General features: G+C 31.5%; 17 protein-coding genes and 1 other RNA gene. 11 read left to right on the plus strand and 7 right to left on the minus strand.

The genetic code is table 11. The features are described 5' to 3' along the window. Positions 1 to 257: 257 nt before the first annotated feature. The 3 genes from AABL87_RS12270 (at position 258) to AABL87_RS12280 (ending at position 2,722) form a co-directional block, all read left to right on the plus strand. Positions 258 to 1,331: a branched-chain amino acid aminotransferase gene (locus AABL87_RS12270; protein ID WP_006264181.1), complete on the plus strand. Its 1,074-nt coding sequence runs from the start codon at positions 258 to 260 to the stop codon at positions 1,329 to 1,331. A 98-nt stretch (positions 1,332 to 1,429) separates the two neighbouring features. Continuing rightward, on the plus strand, positions 1,430 to 1,615 hold the full coding sequence (locus tag AABL87_RS12275; protein WP_006258484.1) for a hypothetical protein: 186 nt from the start codon (positions 1,430 to 1,432) through the stop codon (positions 1,613 to 1,615). 21 nt (positions 1,616 to 1,636) lie between these two features. Further along, the gene (locus tag AABL87_RS12280; protein WP_039330227.1) at positions 1,637 to 2,722 is read left to right on the plus strand and encodes a hypothetical protein; all 1,086 of its coding nucleotides are present in this window, start codon (positions 1,637 to 1,639) and stop codon (positions 2,720 to 2,722) included. Between the two features lie 38 nt (positions 2,723 to 2,760). Here AABL87_RS12280 and kdsB read toward each other — a convergent pair whose 3' ends face one another. Together kdsB and AABL87_RS12290 are read right to left on the minus strand one after the other, a co-directional pair. Further along, positions 2,761 to 3,507: a 3-deoxy-manno-octulosonate cytidylyltransferase gene (gene kdsB / locus AABL87_RS12285; protein ID WP_341277420.1), complete on the minus strand. Its 747-nt coding sequence runs from the start codon at positions 3,505 to 3,507 to the stop codon at positions 2,761 to 2,763. Between the two features lie 75 nt (positions 3,508 to 3,582). Then, positions 3,583 to 5,016 (minus strand): ATP-dependent DNA helicase, encoded by a 1,434-nt coding sequence (locus AABL87_RS12290; RefSeq protein ID WP_006265784.1) that lies wholly within the window; start codon positions 5,014 to 5,016, stop codon positions 3,583 to 3,585. 123 nt (positions 5,017 to 5,139) lie between these two features. Between AABL87_RS12290 and AABL87_RS12295 the strand changes: the two genes are divergently transcribed. Both AABL87_RS12295 and AABL87_RS12300 read left to right on the plus strand, forming a co-directional pair. Beyond that, positions 5,140 to 5,931 (plus strand): DUF3822 family protein, encoded by a 792-nt coding sequence (locus tag AABL87_RS12295; RefSeq protein WP_006265785.1) that lies wholly within the window; start codon positions 5,140 to 5,142, stop codon positions 5,929 to 5,931. Then, positions 5,928 to 6,500 carry an RsmD family RNA methyltransferase gene (locus AABL87_RS12300; RefSeq protein WP_006258489.1) on the plus strand — a complete coding sequence of 191 codons (573 nt, stop codon included), beginning with the start codon at positions 5,928 to 5,930 and terminating at the stop codon, positions 6,498 to 6,500. Before AABL87_RS12295 ends, AABL87_RS12300 begins: the two co-directional genes overlap by 4 nt. Before the next feature lie 76 nt (positions 6,501 to 6,576). Here AABL87_RS12300 and rnpB read toward each other — a convergent pair. After that, positions 6,577 to 6,891, minus strand: an RNA gene (rnpB, locus tag AABL87_RS12305) — RNase P RNA component class A. 275 nt (positions 6,892 to 7,166) lie between these two features. On the opposite strand from rnpB, the gene murQ reads away from it, so the two are divergent. The 4 genes from murQ to AABL87_RS12325 all read left to right on the plus strand — a co-directional run bounded on the left by murQ (position 7,167) and on the right by AABL87_RS12325 (position 9,422). Continuing rightward, positions 7,167 to 7,985, plus strand: a complete 819-nt coding sequence (gene murQ / locus AABL87_RS12310; RefSeq protein ID WP_225581911.1) for an N-acetylmuramic acid 6-phosphate etherase — start codon at positions 7,167 to 7,169, stop codon at positions 7,983 to 7,985. Positions 7,986 to 8,056: 71 nt separating this feature from the next. Next, complete coding sequence (locus AABL87_RS12315) at positions 8,057 to 8,215, plus strand: DUF6095 family protein (protein ID WP_244154028.1); 159 nt, start codon at positions 8,057 to 8,059, stop codon at positions 8,213 to 8,215. 4 nt (positions 8,216 to 8,219) lie between these two features. Beyond that, entirely contained in the window at positions 8,220 to 8,603 is a 384-nt protein-coding gene (locus tag AABL87_RS12320) for a hypothetical protein (RefSeq protein WP_006258492.1), read from the plus strand. A 21-nt stretch (positions 8,604 to 8,624) separates the two neighbouring features. Continuing rightward, positions 8,625 to 9,422 carry a TerC family protein gene (locus AABL87_RS12325; RefSeq protein WP_006258493.1) on the plus strand — a complete coding sequence of 266 codons (798 nt, stop codon included), beginning with the start codon at positions 8,625 to 8,627 and terminating at the stop codon, positions 9,420 to 9,422. Between the two features lie 59 nt (positions 9,423 to 9,481). Here AABL87_RS12325 and AABL87_RS12330 read toward each other — a convergent pair whose 3' ends face one another. Beyond that, the gene (locus AABL87_RS12330) at positions 9,482 to 10,162 is read right to left on the minus strand and encodes a TrmH family RNA methyltransferase (RefSeq protein WP_286418541.1); all 681 of its coding nucleotides are present in this window, start codon (positions 10,160 to 10,162) and stop codon (positions 9,482 to 9,484) included. Between the two features lie 41 nt (positions 10,163 to 10,203). On the opposite strand from AABL87_RS12330, the gene AABL87_RS12335 reads away from it, so the two are divergent. Together AABL87_RS12335 and AABL87_RS12340 are read left to right on the plus strand one after the other, a co-directional pair. Beyond that, complete coding sequence (locus AABL87_RS12335; RefSeq protein ID WP_286418542.1) at positions 10,204 to 10,899, plus strand: SIR2 family NAD-dependent protein deacylase; 696 nt, start codon at positions 10,204 to 10,206, stop codon at positions 10,897 to 10,899. Positions 10,900 to 10,958: 59 nt separating this feature from the next. Beyond that, complete coding sequence (locus tag AABL87_RS12340) at positions 10,959 to 11,381, plus strand: hypothetical protein (RefSeq protein WP_006265786.1); 423 nt, start codon at positions 10,959 to 10,961, stop codon at positions 11,379 to 11,381. Positions 11,382 to 11,483: 102 nt separating this feature from the next. On the opposite strand, the gene AABL87_RS12345 is transcribed toward AABL87_RS12340, so the two are convergent. The 3 genes from AABL87_RS12345 to AABL87_RS12355 are packed head-to-tail and all read right to left on the minus strand — an operon-like array spanning position 11,484 to position 16,291. Continuing rightward, the gene (locus tag AABL87_RS12345; RefSeq protein ID WP_006264187.1) at positions 11,484 to 12,794 is read right to left on the minus strand and encodes a hypothetical protein; all 1,311 of its coding nucleotides are present in this window, start codon (positions 12,792 to 12,794) and stop codon (positions 11,484 to 11,486) included. Between the two features lie 18 nt (positions 12,795 to 12,812). Next, positions 12,813 to 14,537 (minus strand): hypothetical protein, encoded by a 1,725-nt coding sequence (locus AABL87_RS12350; RefSeq protein WP_071307594.1) that lies wholly within the window; start codon positions 14,535 to 14,537, stop codon positions 12,813 to 12,815. A 41-nt stretch (positions 14,538 to 14,578) separates the two neighbouring features. Continuing rightward, entirely contained in the window at positions 14,579 to 16,291 is a 1,713-nt protein-coding gene (locus AABL87_RS12355) for a hypothetical protein (protein ID WP_071307595.1), read from the minus strand. Positions 16,292 to 16,375: the final 84 nt, after the last annotated feature.

Here is a 16,375-nt window from a genome sequence, read left to right on the forward strand (position 1 = left end):
TAAAAAAATTAAGTATTCGGTAGACCAAAATTAAGTCAAAAAAATAAATCAAAAAGATTTAGTTTATATAAACATCTTTCATGGATTATTATAATTTCAGTAAATAATTTCGATTAAACAATATTTATCACGGCATTTTAGATAAAGTTCAACAAGAAACTATTTTTGAGTACTTTTTTTGATAATTTTGTAATGTGTTGCTTTTTTAATACATTGCAAGCATAAGTAAACAGACAATTAAAAAAACATTATAAGAAATGAGTTTAGAAACAAACAACCTTTTTTCTATTGAGAAAGTAGAAAAATCAAAAATAGCATCAGTTGACTTCGAAAACCTGAAGTTTGGTTCTGTATTTACTGACCACATGCTAGTATGCCACTACAAAGATGGTAAATGGGGACAAGTAGAAATCAAACCTTATGGACCAATGTCTTTTGCACCTTCAACAAATGTGTTCCACTATGGACAAGCTATCTTTGAAGGAATGAAAGCATACAAAGATGCAAATGAAGATGTATGGTTATTCCGTCCACGTGAAAACTGGGCTCGTTTCAACAAATCTGCAGAACGTATGGCTATGCCACATATCGACGAAGAAAGATTCGTAGATGGATTAAAAGCACTAATCAACCTTGATAGAGACTGGGTTAAACAAGGACAAGGAAATGCATTATACATTCGTCCTTTTATGATCGGAACTCATGAAGGTGTAGTAGCTGGACCTTCTAGCGAGTTTATGTTCTGTATCATTTGTTCGCCTGCACGTACATACTACTCAGGAAAAGTAAAAGTTCAAATCGCTGAGCACTATAGCCGTGCTGCTAATGGTGGTGTTGGTTACACTAAATGTTCTGGTAACTATGCTGGACAATTCTACCCAACTAAATTAGCTCAAGAAGCAGGATACCAACAAGTAATCTGGACTGATGATGCTACTCATACTAAACTAGAAGAAGCAGGTACTATGAACGTATTCTTCAGAATTGGAGATACCTTAATTACAGCTCCTACTAGTGAGAGAATCTTAGATGGTGTTACTAGAAAAAGTTTGCTTGACATCGCTAAGAGCAAAGGAATTAATGTAGAAGTAAAATCTATCGTAGTTCAAGATTTACTAGATGCACATGCTAAAGGTGAATTAAAAGAAATCTTCGGAGCAGGAACTGCAGTTACAGTAGGACAAATCGAAGGATTTGCTTTCCAAGATAATTACTATGGATTACCAGAAGTGAGTGATGAGAACTCTTTTGCAATTCAATTAAAAACAGCTCTTCAAGGAATTCAACAAAAGAATATTGAAGATACTTTTGGATGGACAGAAAAAATCTAATCTAAAGTTTCTTTTATCATATTAAAAAACGGCAGTAATTCTGCCGTTTTTTTTATCTACAATCTAACTCTTTTGACTATTTTTGCTAAAAAATAATTATGTTTACACCTGGACAACTTAAGTTTGCTATATTTTTCATTATTGCTTTTACCATAGTAATGATTATCATGTATAGAAAAGATATAAAACTACACCGTATCTATTACAAAAATAGACTATGGGTCTTAGTTGCCTTTTTATCATTTATAGGTTCTTTATTTATTTTAAAAAACTTTTTGAAGTAATTCATATAGCTCTAAATTGTTATGAAAATTCTAAAGTATTTCTCTCTTTTACTACTATTAACATTAGTTTCTCTTTTTGTATTCATACTTACTCAAAGTCCCGAATATAAAGTAGAGAGAACATTCACTGTGGATGCTCCTAAAGAAATAGTCTATAATTATATCAATGATTTAGACAATTGGACTGATTGGATGACTTCCCAAAAGTCTAATAATGGAACTTACCAAATAGAGTTAGAAAATTTAGGATCTTATCATATAAGAGCAGAATATAGCCATCCATACGATAGCTTATCTCAAGATATTTTAAATGACAATAAGATTTCAAATATTATTTGGAGATTAAAAGGCCAACAGAATAAGACACAAATCACCTTTACATTTAATGGTACCTTAGATTTACAAACAAAGTTTACTTCTTTTTTTAAAGGATCACCTAACCAAGTAGCTACTAATAGTCTTAACAAAAACATAGATGCTTTTATTGTTTACTTTATTAAACAGTATAAAGAATATGAAGTAAAACTAGATGCAGTCAAGTCAACTCCTAGTATCGAATACCTATACCTAGAAGCTTCTTCTTCTATAGGAACATTAAATGAAGACTTATTAGCCTTAAATAAGGACTTATCTGATTTTTGTTCTACTAACCAAATAGAAATAGCAGGAGATCCCTATTTGATATTGAACAATTCGAAAGCACAAAACACGCTTACTTATCGATTTGCCTTACCTATTAAAGGGAATATATACTTAAACGAAGAAGAAAAGTATAAAATAGATAAACTTGATAAACAGAGTTATTTTGAATCAACACTAATCGGTTATTACACATTCTTACCAGAAGCAATGCGTAAGACAAGAACAGAGATTAGTGATAAAGAATTAAACATTCTACCTGATGAACCTATTATCTTACTGCTTAAGAAGTCTGTTATTGACTCTAGATTAGCAGCAGAATGGGAGACTATAATCAAAGTACCTATTGAGAAAAAGGAAGTTCCAATCCCTACTCCTGTTTATCAAAATAATACAAACAGTAACAATACTCATGAAGTAAATACTGAAACAGAAAACAAAGAGGAAATAACCAATTCTACTATATAAAAAAAGAGGCTTTAAATTTTATTTTAAAGCCTCTTTTTTTATCTTAATTCTGGATTACCTGCTATTATCTGTTTAGCTCTTTCTAAATCTTCTGGTGTATCTATTCCTATCCCTAAATGCTTTGTAATAGCCATTTTAATACGCTTACCATACTCTAAGTATCTTAGTTGCTCTAACTTCTCAGAAGCTTCTAAAAACTTCATTGGCAAAGTTGTAAACTCAAGCAAAGCTTCTTTTCTAAAAGCATATACCCCTATATGTTGATAATACTGTACTTTCACTTCCTTATCTCTAGGGTAAGGAATTACAGAACGAGAAAAGTATAGTGCTGTATTGGTATCATCCACAACTACTTTTACATTATTAGGATTCTCTATTGTAGCCCATTCATTAATTGGAGTCATTAAAGAAGCTAAATCTACTTGCTTAGCCTCATCTCTCTGAAATATATCAATTAGCTTTTCTAAATTCTCTTTACTAACGAAAGGCTCATCTCCTTGTACATTAATAACAATATCGGCCTCTATATCTTTTACAGCTTCTGCTATACGGTCACTCCCACTCTCGTGTTCTTTAACACTCATCACAGCTCTTCCCCCATGATGGATAATTTCATTGTAAATCAACTCTGAGTCTGTAGCTACAAATACATCATCAAAAAGCCCTGTTGCTAATGTTGCTTCATAAGTACGACGGATAATAGTTTTCCCTGCTAAATCTTCCATTAACTTTGCAGGAAAACGGGTAGATGCATATCGAGCTGGTATTACTGCTATAACTTTCATTTTAATCTTTTTTAGTATTCAAATATACTATCTTGTTATTAATAATAATTGGGTAATGTTAAACTATTTTATCTATCAGTCTTGAAGAAAATATTCATCTTGAAAACCTATTAGGTACAATTTATCCTTAGCACGAGTCATCGCTGTATATAACCATTTTACGTAATCTTCTGTTATTCCATCAGGTAAATAAGGTTGTTCAATAAATACCGTCTCCCACTGACCACCTTGTGACTTATGACACGTAATGGCGTATGCAAACTTAACCTGCAAAGCATTAAAATATTCATTCTCTTTTAATTTCTGCATTTTTCGATATTTGGTTATCTCATCTTCATAATCTAACAACACTTCATTATACAGTTTGTTCATCTGATCATACGTAAGAGCAGGCGACTCACTAGTCAGAGTATCCAAAAATATCATAGTATCAAAAGGAGTCATATCAGGATAATCAATCATTCTAATTCGTACAGAAGCAAATCTAAACCCATACAACTCTATTGTTCTATAGATTTGTAAAACTTCAATAATATCGCCATTTGCTATAAAGTCAGTTACAGTTGAGTCTTTAAGCCAAAAGTAATTATTCTTCACAACCATCAATAAATCACCTGCTGATATCTCGCTATCCTTATCTAGAATACGAGCTCTGATCTGCTGATTATATGCATTCGCACGTTTATTAGAACGCACAATGAAAGTAGTCTCTTCTGGCCCACTGTTTGAATATGATGAATAAATAGCATCCTGAATATCATAACCATCTATTAGGCGAATAATATCTTTAAATCCTTGTAATTGAAACTGAAAAGTATCTGCAAAATAAGACCCGATTGCCAGACGTAGTTCTGTTGCATTATATAGAATTCCTGAATCAACTTCTTGTCGCATTACTTCATCTAATTCTATATGCTGAATATCCATATCATAATTAAATCGAAGCTGGTCTATATCTAATGCTGGACTAATATTCATGCCTACTGGAGGTAACTGAGCTGTATCCCCTATTAAAATCAACTTACAATTAAAACCAGAATACACATAATAAACTAAGTCGTCCAATAAAGATCCATGTGGATACATAGAGGTATCTCCTGCACTAGCATCTCCAATCATAGAAGCCTCATCTACTATAAATATCGTATTTCGATTTCTATTATGACGCATGGTATATTGAAAAGTACCTCCTGTCTTACTAGGCTTAGGATAATAAATATTCTTATGAATGGTAAAAGCAGATCGATTAGAATAATTACTGATCACCTTAGCTGCGCGTCCTGTAGGAGCAAGCATCACAGAGAACTTATTAACGCTTCTCAATTCATTAACTACTGTAGATAACAATGTAGTTTTACCAGTACCCGCATATCCTTTTAATACAAACAATTCATCTTGTGTATCATTTGTAACAAAATCAGCAATCTTCTGAAGAAAAATGTCTTGCTTTAAAGTTAAATCATAAGGAAATTTCTGACGGAGTAGTTTATAAAACTGTTGACCTATCATAGTTGTATATTCTTTTTTATCTATTGTATGCCAAAGATACTAAGCTTTTTATCCCTTGACTAGAAGATTGCAATAAAAAAGTGTAATTTTGCCTATATTCGAAATTCATATTTTAAACTCACGATGTCAAAGAATTACCATAAACTTTTAATACAAGTTTCTTTAAATAAATTCTCTTTTGCTATTAAAGACAAATTAGCACATGAGATTATTCACTTTGCATCTGAAGCTATTTCTCAAACTAAATCTATAGAGGAACAATTAGATAAAATTTTTCAAAAGCATATAGAATTAACAGAAAGATACGATGAAGTAATTGTACTACATGATAATACACTTAATACATTTATCCCAAGAGAACTATTCAATGAAGATTCTATGGGGTATTATCTACAGTATTCAACAAAAGTGTTTTCTACAGACTTCTTTGCTTTTGATGAATTAGAAAGTAGTGCTATTAATAATGTTTATATTCCTTATGTCAATATCAATAATTATTTAATTGATAAATTTGGAAGCTTTACTTACCACAACATTAATACATTACTAGTAGAAATTTTACTAAAAAAGTCAAGTAAAAATACTGAAAAAGAAGTTTATGCTTTTTTACAAAAAGATCATTTTGAATTAGTAGTAGTCAGTAATGGAGAATTACTTTTTTTTAATTCATTTCAATGCCAAACTGCACAAGACTTTATTTATTACATCTTGTTTACTTATGAACAATTAGAATTAAATACAGAGTCAAACCCACTCTACTTGATTGGAAGAGTAGATACGGACGACTCTTATTATGAACAAGCATATACCTACATTCGAGAAGTCAATGTAGTAGATAATAATTTTTTTATTAGCGATGATCTTTTATTACATCATCAAGTACCTAAACAATATTACATTTTATTCCATTCATGAGAATTATATCAGGAAAACTAAAAGGAAGACGTATTTCGCCCCCTAAAAACCTACCTGTCCGTCCTACAACGGATATGAGTAAAGAATCTCTATTTAATATTCTAAATAATCACTTTAACTTTAGTGAACTAACCATATTAGACTTGTTCGCAGGTACAGGAAACATCAGCTACGAATTTGCTTCTAGAGGAGCAGAATCTATCGTTAGTGTAGATGGTGATATGGGGTGCGTTAACTTTATTAAGAAAACAGCAAAAGAACTAGATCTTAATATTATTCCACTAAAGTCTGACGTATTTAAATTTATAGAGAAGCACCAAGCTTCCTATGATATCGTTTTTGCCGATCCTCCTTATGATTTTACCCAAGAACAATTTGAGAAAATACTAAAGGATATTTTTGAGAAAGGACTTGTTGATGAGCAAGGTATGGTTGTTATAGAACACTCTAAGTTTACTAAAATGGATCATTTAGAACATTTCTCTTTCGAAAAAAACTATGGTGGTTCTGTATTTACCTTCTTTGAATACGAGCTAGAAGATGAAGATGAGGAAGACGATGATGAATAAATCTCATACTAACATATAAAAAAAGGACTATTATCTTAGATAATAGTCCTTTTTTAGTACCTAATAGATACTAAAAATAATGAGTAAACCTATAAGCCGGATTCTGTAAGTACCGAAGTACCCCCTTATCATTTATCCCGGCTATCAATTACTCGATAGCTCTATCTGCCTACCCCTAAAGCATCGGGCGGGCACCCTCAAACGCTAAATATACATGACATTTCACCGCATAGAGTTTACCTGGTTTCACTACAGCATTACCTGTACATACTTTCTGTTGCACTTGTCCTCTTGGCAAGCCAAGGATGGGCGTTACCCATTATGCCTCCCTATGGTGTCCAGACTTTCCTCTATTTTCATTACTGAAAGTAGCGATAAGGCAGTTTACTCTCTGCAAAAGTAATTCATTTCTCACAACACAAAAAATTATTTACTAGTATTATTTTATCATTTTAGAACCAATGACATTAAATAACTCCTTATTCTTTAGTAAAGAAATACTTACCTAACTTAATAAAAGAATAAATATAATTTTAAAGAAAATTTCTCTTCTTAATAATCCGCTTTTTTGGCATAAAATTATATCGTTCCTCTACTACATAAATAAGGGTTAGTAAACTATTTTGCTTACTTTTGTGTTCATACTTTTTTAAAAACTATTCAAAAGTGAGTTTTATAAAAATTACAGAACAATCTTCTAATTATGATAATCTAGACAAGATGTCTATCCAAGAATTATTGTCTAATATCAATCAAGAAGATCTTTCTGTTCCCTTAGCTGTAGAAAAAGCAATTCCTCAAATAGAAAGGACAGTAACACAAGTTGTTTCTAAATTAAACAATGGAGGAAGACTATTCTACATTGGAGCAGGTACTTCAGGACGATTAGGAATCCTAGATGCTTCAGAATGCCCTCCTACTTATGGAGTATCACCTGATTTAGTTATTGGGATCATCGCCGGAGGAGATCACGCCATTAGACATGCTGTAGAAAATGCAGAAGACAATCCTTTACAAGGTTGGTTAGATTTACAACAGTATAATGTCAATTCAAAAGATATTGTCATTGGTATCGCTGCATCTGGTACTACTCCCTATGTTATTAAAGCATTAGAACAATGCCAAAAAAATAAAATCACAACAAGTTGTATAACTTGTAATCCTCGAAGTCCTCTTGCTGAAGTAGCTGATTATCCTATAGAGGTGGTCGTAGGACCTGAGTTTGTAACAGGTAGCTCTCGTATGAAAGCTGGTACTGCGCAGAAACTCGTTCTTAATATGATCTCTACTAGTAGTATGATACAAATCGGTCGAGTAAAAGGCAATAAAATGGTCGATATGAAAATGACTAATGCTAAACTACAAGAAAGAGGAATACAAATGATTATAAATGAATTAAATATAGACTACACTATCGCTAAAGGACTTTTAGACCAATATCAGAATGTCCGCTTAGCAATAGAAAGTTTTAAATCAACTAAATAATGGAAGAACCACAAACTGATCGAAAACTGTTGAGCAAAGGTGTAAAATACTTAATGATTACTTTACCCCTTATGTTTTTAGGCCCTATCGTTATCCATAGTTCTCTAAAAAATCAAGCTCACCCTTTTTTCTATCCTATACTTATTTTAGGATGTTTAATATGCTTAACTTCTATGCTATTATTTTTTAAAGGATTACAAACTATTATAAAATCACTTTTTGGAAACTAAAAACATGAAAACTAAACTACTTTACTTTTTACCTTTTTTATTTTTATTAGTCTCTTGTTATAATCAAGAAAGAAATTGTGCTAAATTTAAAACAGGTAAATTCGAATTTACTGCCGAAATTAATGGAGAAAAGAAAGTTTCTACTTTCATTAGAACTGAAGAATTAGAAATAGAAACATTCGAAGGTAAAACAGATAGTGCTGCTATACGTTGGGTAAACGATTGCGAGTTTATCTTAGAGAAACTTAATCCTAAGACTATGGCTGATAAAAAGCCTGTTAGCATTAAGATAATTACTACGGACGGAGATCTATGTACTTTTGAATATGGGTATGTAGGAGATGCAAGAAGAGAAAGAGGAACTATTAAAAAAATAGCTGATTTATAATCTAATCCACAACTAAATACTATGGAAGTATTTTTAACTGCAGATGCTATAGTAGCATTTATTACATTGACATTCTTAGAAATTGTATTAGGAATAGACAATGTTATCTTTATCTCAATCGTCACAGGTAAACTACCTGAAGAACAACGCAAAAAAGCAACAAAAATAGGGCTGTTTTTAGCCATGTTTATGCGTATTGCATTATTATTTGGTGTTACATGGCTTATCGCTATGAAAAAACCTTTATTTAGTATCAATTGGAGTTGGTTTAGCGCAGACTTCAATGGACAAGCATTAATCTTATTAGGTGGAGGTATCTTCTTGATTTATAAATCGACCAAAGAGATACATGAAAAAGTAGCTCATGTGCATGATCATCACCCTATAGATGAAGCTCCTAATGCAAAAAAAATAGCTACTAAATCATTTAGCAACATTATCATGCAGATTTTAATGATTGATATTATATTCTCTGTTGATAGTATTCTAACAGCTGTAGGTATGACTAATGGCTTACAAGGAGCTCTATATATTATGATTGCTGCAGTTATTGTTTCTGTTGGAGTGATGATGTTGTTTGCTATACCTGTAGGTAACTTTGTGAATAAGAACCCTTCTATTCAAATTCTTGCACTTTCCTTCTTAATATTGATTGGATTTATGCTTACTACAGAAAGTATGCACATCTCACATGCTGTATTAGCTGGACAAGAAATAGGAGCTGTACCGAAAGGTTATTTATATTTCGCTATTGCATTCTCGTTAGCTGTAGAGTTTATCAATATGAAACTACGCAAAAAGAGCAATCCTAGTACTTAAATAACATCACTTATATAAAACAAAAAACTCCTTCAATTGAAGGAGTTTTTTGTTTTATATTATTGCTTAGATTCTAAATAACGTTCAGTTACAAAATCAATATCTTTAATAGACTTTCTAGCCCAATCAATTCTTTTTACAAGTATTTCTTCTTCCTTTAACCTCCATTCAACATCTGAGTTCCTTACTCTTGTAGTTAGATTCTGAATAATAATCGCAGCTGACACTGATATATTCAAACTTTCTGTAAAACCAACCATTGGTATTTTAATATAAGCATCTGCCTGTTCTATAATTTCAGGAGACAGTCCATTTTTTTCTGTACCAAAGAATATAGCAGAAGGCTTACTAATATCAAAGTCTTCTAAATGATTTGCTTCTACATGAGGAGTAGTTGCCACAATCTGATAGCCCTTCTTCCTGATATCTTCAATGGCTGTAGGTATAGATGCATAACGGTGAATATCTACCCACTTCTCAGCACCTAAAGCTATTTCTTTATCTATACGCTTTCCAAATTTTTGTTCTATAACATGTAAGTCTTGTACACCAAAAACCTCACAACTACGCATTACAGCACTCGTATTATGCAATTGATATACATCTTCAGCTACAACAGTAAAATGATTTGTACGATCCTTTAAAACTTCTTTAAAACGCTCTACTCTATTTTCAGTCAAGAAAGTCTCTAAGTATTCTAAATAATCAACGTCCTGAAATAGCTTATTTGAAATATTCATTATATATTTATTTTTAAGACAATTGCAAAGGTAAGAATATTATGGAAAAAAAATTAGTCGTCCTTTCAGGCGCAGGAATGAGTGCTGAAAGTGGTATTAAAACATTCCGAGATGCTGATGGATTATGGGAAGGACATGACGTTATGCAGGTAGCTTCACCTGAAGGGTGGCAACAAAACAAAGAACTAGTCTTGCAATTTTATAATGATCGCAGACGCCAACTATTAAGTTGTCAACCGAATAAAGCTCACAACATTCTAGCTCAATTAGAACAATACTACAATGTAAGCATCATCACTCAGAATGTAGATGATCTTCACGAGCGTGCAGGATCTAATAATATTATTCATTTACATGGAGAACTATTGAAAGTGCGTAGTGAACAGAATGAAAAACTAATATACCCTTGGACAAAAGATCTCTTAGCAAATGACTCTAATGAACTCGGTCATTCACTTAGACCACATATAGTTTGGTTTGGAGAAATGGTTCCTGAACTAGAGAAAGCTATTCCATTAGTAGAAGAAGCAGATATCATCATCATCATAGGAACCTCTATGCAAGTATATCCTGCAGCCTCACTAATATCTTATGCTAGATCAGATGCTCAAGCCTATTATATAGACACGAACCCAGCGTTAGTTCAGCATACACCTTGCTCACTAACCGTTATTAAAAATACTGCTTCAGAAGGGCTAAATTCGATACTAAATGAACTAATAAAAAAGACACAATAATTTGTTAGAATTAAAAAAGGTACTACTTTAGAGTTCTAAACAATTAACTAATCAATTTTATGAAAAAACTTTTTTTATTCCTTATTACCTCAATCTCTTTGAGCGTTGTAAGCTGTTCTAGTGATGACAATAGTAAGAATGACCCAAAACCTACAGGATACCCTGAGCAAATAAACAATGTTGATTTCTCAAATAAACAACCTGGGGATACAGCTATTTTAAAAGGAAAAGGTTTTGATGAAAGTAAAGCTGGAGAATACACAATCAATTTTACTAAAAAATTACCAAGTAAAAAAACAAATGCTGAAAAAGGAACTCGTGCATTAGAACCTGGAGCATCAGACACACCAACTCCTGCATATATTTTCAAAGTAACACCAACAGAAGTACACTTTGAAATCCCTAAAGATGCAGGTAATGGAAGAGTAGACTTCATCTATAAAAACTACATAACACCGATAGGTACTTACCAAGTTAAATAACATAAAAAAGGTCTCAAAAAATATTTTTGAGACCTTTTTTATTTAAAAGAGAAAGCCTTTAGACAATGTCTAGAGGCTTTTTACTACTCTTTGTTATAAGTTTTACTTTGTAAACTGAACAACTACCTTGTATGAACCAGCAGTAATTGGTGTATATAACCCTCCACTACCTAAAGAAAAATCTAGTAACCCTCTATCATACTTAATATCTGTAATACCTACAGTTATCAATTTTCCTTCTAAACTATACAATTTGATATCAAAAATGTTAAGTGCTTTAATACCTACTTCATCAGGAAATTCTACACCAACAACCTCAGCGTCTAGAGAGTTAACAGTTGCTGTGCTTGAAAACACATTAACTACTTTACCTTCATACTTAATATTTGTTTGTGTAATGGCACTACTAATATTATAACTAACAGCTTCTTTAAGTTCTTTTATAAAGTTTTCATTCTTTAATATTTCACGAAGCGTTTCTGTTATATTAATAATCTTTTTTTCTCTCTTACCTGTCGTATTATTGATTACATAAGAATATAAAACATCTTCAGTAACAGCATTTCCATCTTCATCATGATCACCATAAAATACATTACCTCCTTCTGTCAAAAACTTATTTACTGTTTCTTCAAAAATTTGTTGTACCTCTTGATTATTAGTAATGGTTTTCTTAACATCTCCAGTTATATCAAGATAAAAAGGAATTTGCTTTCCATCTTTATCTCTCTCTTCTCCTAAATATTCATAGAAAATCTGACCTTTCTTCAACTTCGTCTGGTCATAATTCAAAGATTTAACTAATTCTGGTTTTTGCCCATCAGCAATAACTTCTCCTCTATTAATTAAAGATTTTGTTTCTGCCTTTTGGATTACATTCGTTAAGTCAACAACCTCAGAACTAACAACGTTATCTTTATCATCTTTAACTAATGTATAAAATTGCTCTTTATCAAAATCATACAACACGACAGAAGTTCCTTTCAAAGATTCTCCAGGTTTAGTTTGATTAATAAGTTGATTAATGACCGCCCAAATTTCTTCTAGAGATTGATTACTATTGTTATCTCCAATTAGCTTTAAAATTTCACTTCGTGTTGTTAATCTATCCCAAGATGTACCAGACCACACATAAAACCCTTCAGATTTTCCAGCAAGATCTTTATCTTGTAAATTAGGATTAATATTAAATACAACTAATCCTTTAATCTTTAAGTCTCCTTTTTTTCCAATAACAGGATCTAATTCATTCAAATCTTTTAAATGAACTCTTGGAAAAAGCACCCCTCTATCCTTAGCGTGTATGTCTAAGACAGTACTCTCAGAAGGACTTAGTGTACCAACCCCTACTTGGGCATGTCCTATATAGGACATACCAAATAGAGCAGCACATGCTATTAAATACTTTCTCATAGTGCTTAACTTTTTTTATTATTGTTTTGTTGCCCCAAGATATTCAAAAACAACCTCATATTTATCATTAGGTAATGGATAATAACTGTTTCCAACACCAAAAGCAAATCTAAATTGATTATCACCAGGTGAAGTTACATCTGTAACTGTAGTGAATAATACTTGTCCATTTTTATCTAATACTGATGCTTTAAGTAATCTACCAAATTTATCAGCTTTATTCTCAACCCAAGAACCTTTCTTAGTTGCGTCATCTACTACAAATTTCATTGGTTTAGTAACTACATAAGTATTAGCAGCTAATTCAGAATCATAACCATCCGCATGGTTAACAAGTATCTCTGCAGTACCTTTATATACAGTATATCCATTGATAACTTCCCCAGTAGGTACATTAGTTTCTGTAGTCACTACAACTTTTGTTTTCTCATTGATTAACTCTGTTACTTTATCATTAGTTTTAATCGTTTCGATTATGTTTTCACTAATATCAATTGGTTTTTTTGTAAATGTTCCATCACCATTATCAATTAAATGATATAACACGAATTTACCATCACCTGTAGTGATTTCACCATAGTAAACATTACCTCCTTGAGTCAAATATCTATTTAACTCGTCTTTGATATCTTGATGATTAAATGAATTTTTAACCTCTTCTGTAATATTTAAATAATAATTTACAGGCTGCTGATTAGCATCTAATTCTTCAGATTTGTATTTAAATAGTATTTGACCTTCTTTAAGAGTTCCTAATGTAGCATCTGTATAAGTTCCCTCTTTTCCAGAAGCGTCAACAATCGTTTTCTGAATATTAGTTTTTGTTTCAAAAGTATTGAAATTCACTTCAGTTTTACCATTAGTTTTGTCAATATAGTATAACTTAACTTCATTATTAACTACTTCAGCAAAAACATTCCCTTCAGATTTAGTAATAAATTTATCAATAAACTTACGATTATCATTAAATACTTGTTCTAAGTTAGAACTTACAGTACCTACTACGTCGATTTTAAATCCTGAAGTAAAAGGAATCCCCTTAACTGGGTCATTAATATCTTTAATATCATTTCCAGCAATTAACCAGGCGTTAACTGCATCTTCATTGAAATAGTAATAAGCTTTTACTACTTCAACTTCAGTTTTACCAGTTTCATCATTTGGATCTTTTATTTTATGCATCTCTGCTTTCATAAAAGTTTTAGTCTCAGATAAGGCGATTAACTCAGCAAATGTAATTGCTTTTTGAGTATACCCTCCGTTACCATCAGGAACTAAATAAGAAAACTCTCCTTTACCATTTGCTCCTCCAGTAGGATTAAAAGCAACTAAATAACTTAGGTTAGCACCATCTACTATATTAGTTATCTTTTTTATTTCTGTATCAACATAATTCTTAACTTCATCTATTTTTTGATTTAATACAGATTCTGAAGTAATAAGTTCCCATTTACTTTCTGCAGGAGTCGTAGTATTATTAGTCCAATAATAGAATCCTTTTGCAGCAGTACCTTTTTCATTGTAAACTAACATACTTTCTTTTTTAGAATCACCATCTAAACCGAAAACAGTCACATCATTTAAAGCAATTCTAGGAATTAAAACCCCTTTTTTTTCAGCCACAACGTCTAGAATAGCACTTTTATCTACTCTTTTTGTATTGATACCTACTCCTGGTTTCTCTTGAGCAAAAGCACCTAAACATAATGCTAATGCTAATACTGTATATATTTGTTTTTTCATTATAATTTCTTATTAAAGTTATTTTTTTAAATTATTTAGGACTATTTAGTAGGTGTAAATTTCTCATCAGATATATATCTTAAGATCACATCATATTGTTTACCTGAAGCTAATGGAGCATACATTTTACCAACACCAAATCTAAACTCAACAGGTGTTTTACCTTGATCAGCACTACCTGCTTTAACATCTGTGACAGTTGTCAACACTACTTGTCCTTTATCATCTAAAATCTCAACGTTCAATAATCGACTAAATTTTTCTAATTTAATTGACTCACTAAATGTCGTATTATAATCAACTTTAGTTCCATCACTAGTTTCACCTTGTACAACAGATGCGCTTACAATAGTTTTAAATACTTTAAACCCACCGATAACTTCTCCTGTTTCTGTTGTTACATTGTTCTCAACGATTTCTTTTGTTTTTTCCTTGATTAACTCTGTTACTTTATCATTAGTTTTAATCGTTTCGATTATGTTTTCACTAATATCAATTGGTTTTTTTGTAAATGTTCCATCACCATTATCAATTAAATGATATAACACGAATTTACCATCACCTGTAGTAATTTCACCATAGTAAACATTACCTCCTTGAGTCAAATATTTATTTAACTCATCTTTGATATCTTGATGATTAAATGAATTTTTAACCTCTTCTGTAATATTTAAATAATAATTTACAGGCTGCTGATTAGCATCTAATTCTTCAGATTTGTATTTAAATAGTATTTGACCTTCTTTAAGAGTTCCTAATGTAGCATCTGTATAAGTTCCCTCTTTCCCAGAAGCGTCAACAATCGTTTTCTGAATATTAGTTTTTGTTTCTAAAGTATTGAAATTCACTTCAGTTTTACCATTAGTTTTGTCAATATAGTATAACTTAACTTCATTATTAACTACTTCAGCAAAAACATTTCCTTCAGATTTAGTAATAAATTTATCAATAAACTTACGATTATCATTAAATACTTGTTCTAAGTTAGAACTTACAGTACCTACTACGTCGATTTTAAATCCTGAAGTAAAAGGAATCCCCTTAACTGGGTCATTAATATCTTTAATATCATTTCCAGCAATTAACCAGGCGTTAACTGCATCTTCATTGAAATAGTAATAAGCTTTTACTACTTCAACTTCAGTTTTACCAGTTTCATCATTTGGATCTTTTATTTTATGCATCTCTGCTTTCATAAAAGTTTTAGTCTCAGATAAGGCGATTAACTCAGCAAATGTAATTGCTTTTTGAGTATACCCTCCGCTACCATCAGGAACTAAATAAGAAAACTCTCCTTTACCATTTGCTCCTCCAGTAGGATTAAAAGCAACTAAATAACTTAGGTTAGCACCATCTACTATATTAGTTATCTTTTTTATTTCTGTATCAACATAATTCTTAAGTTCATCTATTTTTTGATTTAATACAGATTCAGAAGTAATAAGTTCCCATTTACTTTCTGCAGGAGTCGTAGTATTATTAGTCCAATAATAGAATCCTTTTGCAGCAGTACCTTTATCATTAAAGACCAACATACTTTCAGTTTTAGAATCCCCTTCTAAACCAAATACTTTAACATCATTTAAAGCAATTCTAGGAATCAAGACCCCTTTCTTACTCGCAGCAATATCTAATATTGCACTTTTATTAGGTACTAATGCAGTACCAACCCCCATACCAATAGGATCAGGAGTCTGTGCATACATACCAGCTCCTAGAGCTAACAAAAACAGAGTAGTAATTTTCTTTTTCATGTTTAAAAAAATTTATTTAAAATATTTTACTAATTAATCTGAAGTGATCACATTTTCCCCAAATCGTTAATCAAATCATAACAT

Source organism: Myroides sp. C4067 (assembly GCF_038039665.1).
Classification (GTDB): Bacteria; Bacteroidota; Bacteroidia; order Flavobacteriales; family Flavobacteriaceae; genus Flavobacterium; species Flavobacterium odoratimimum.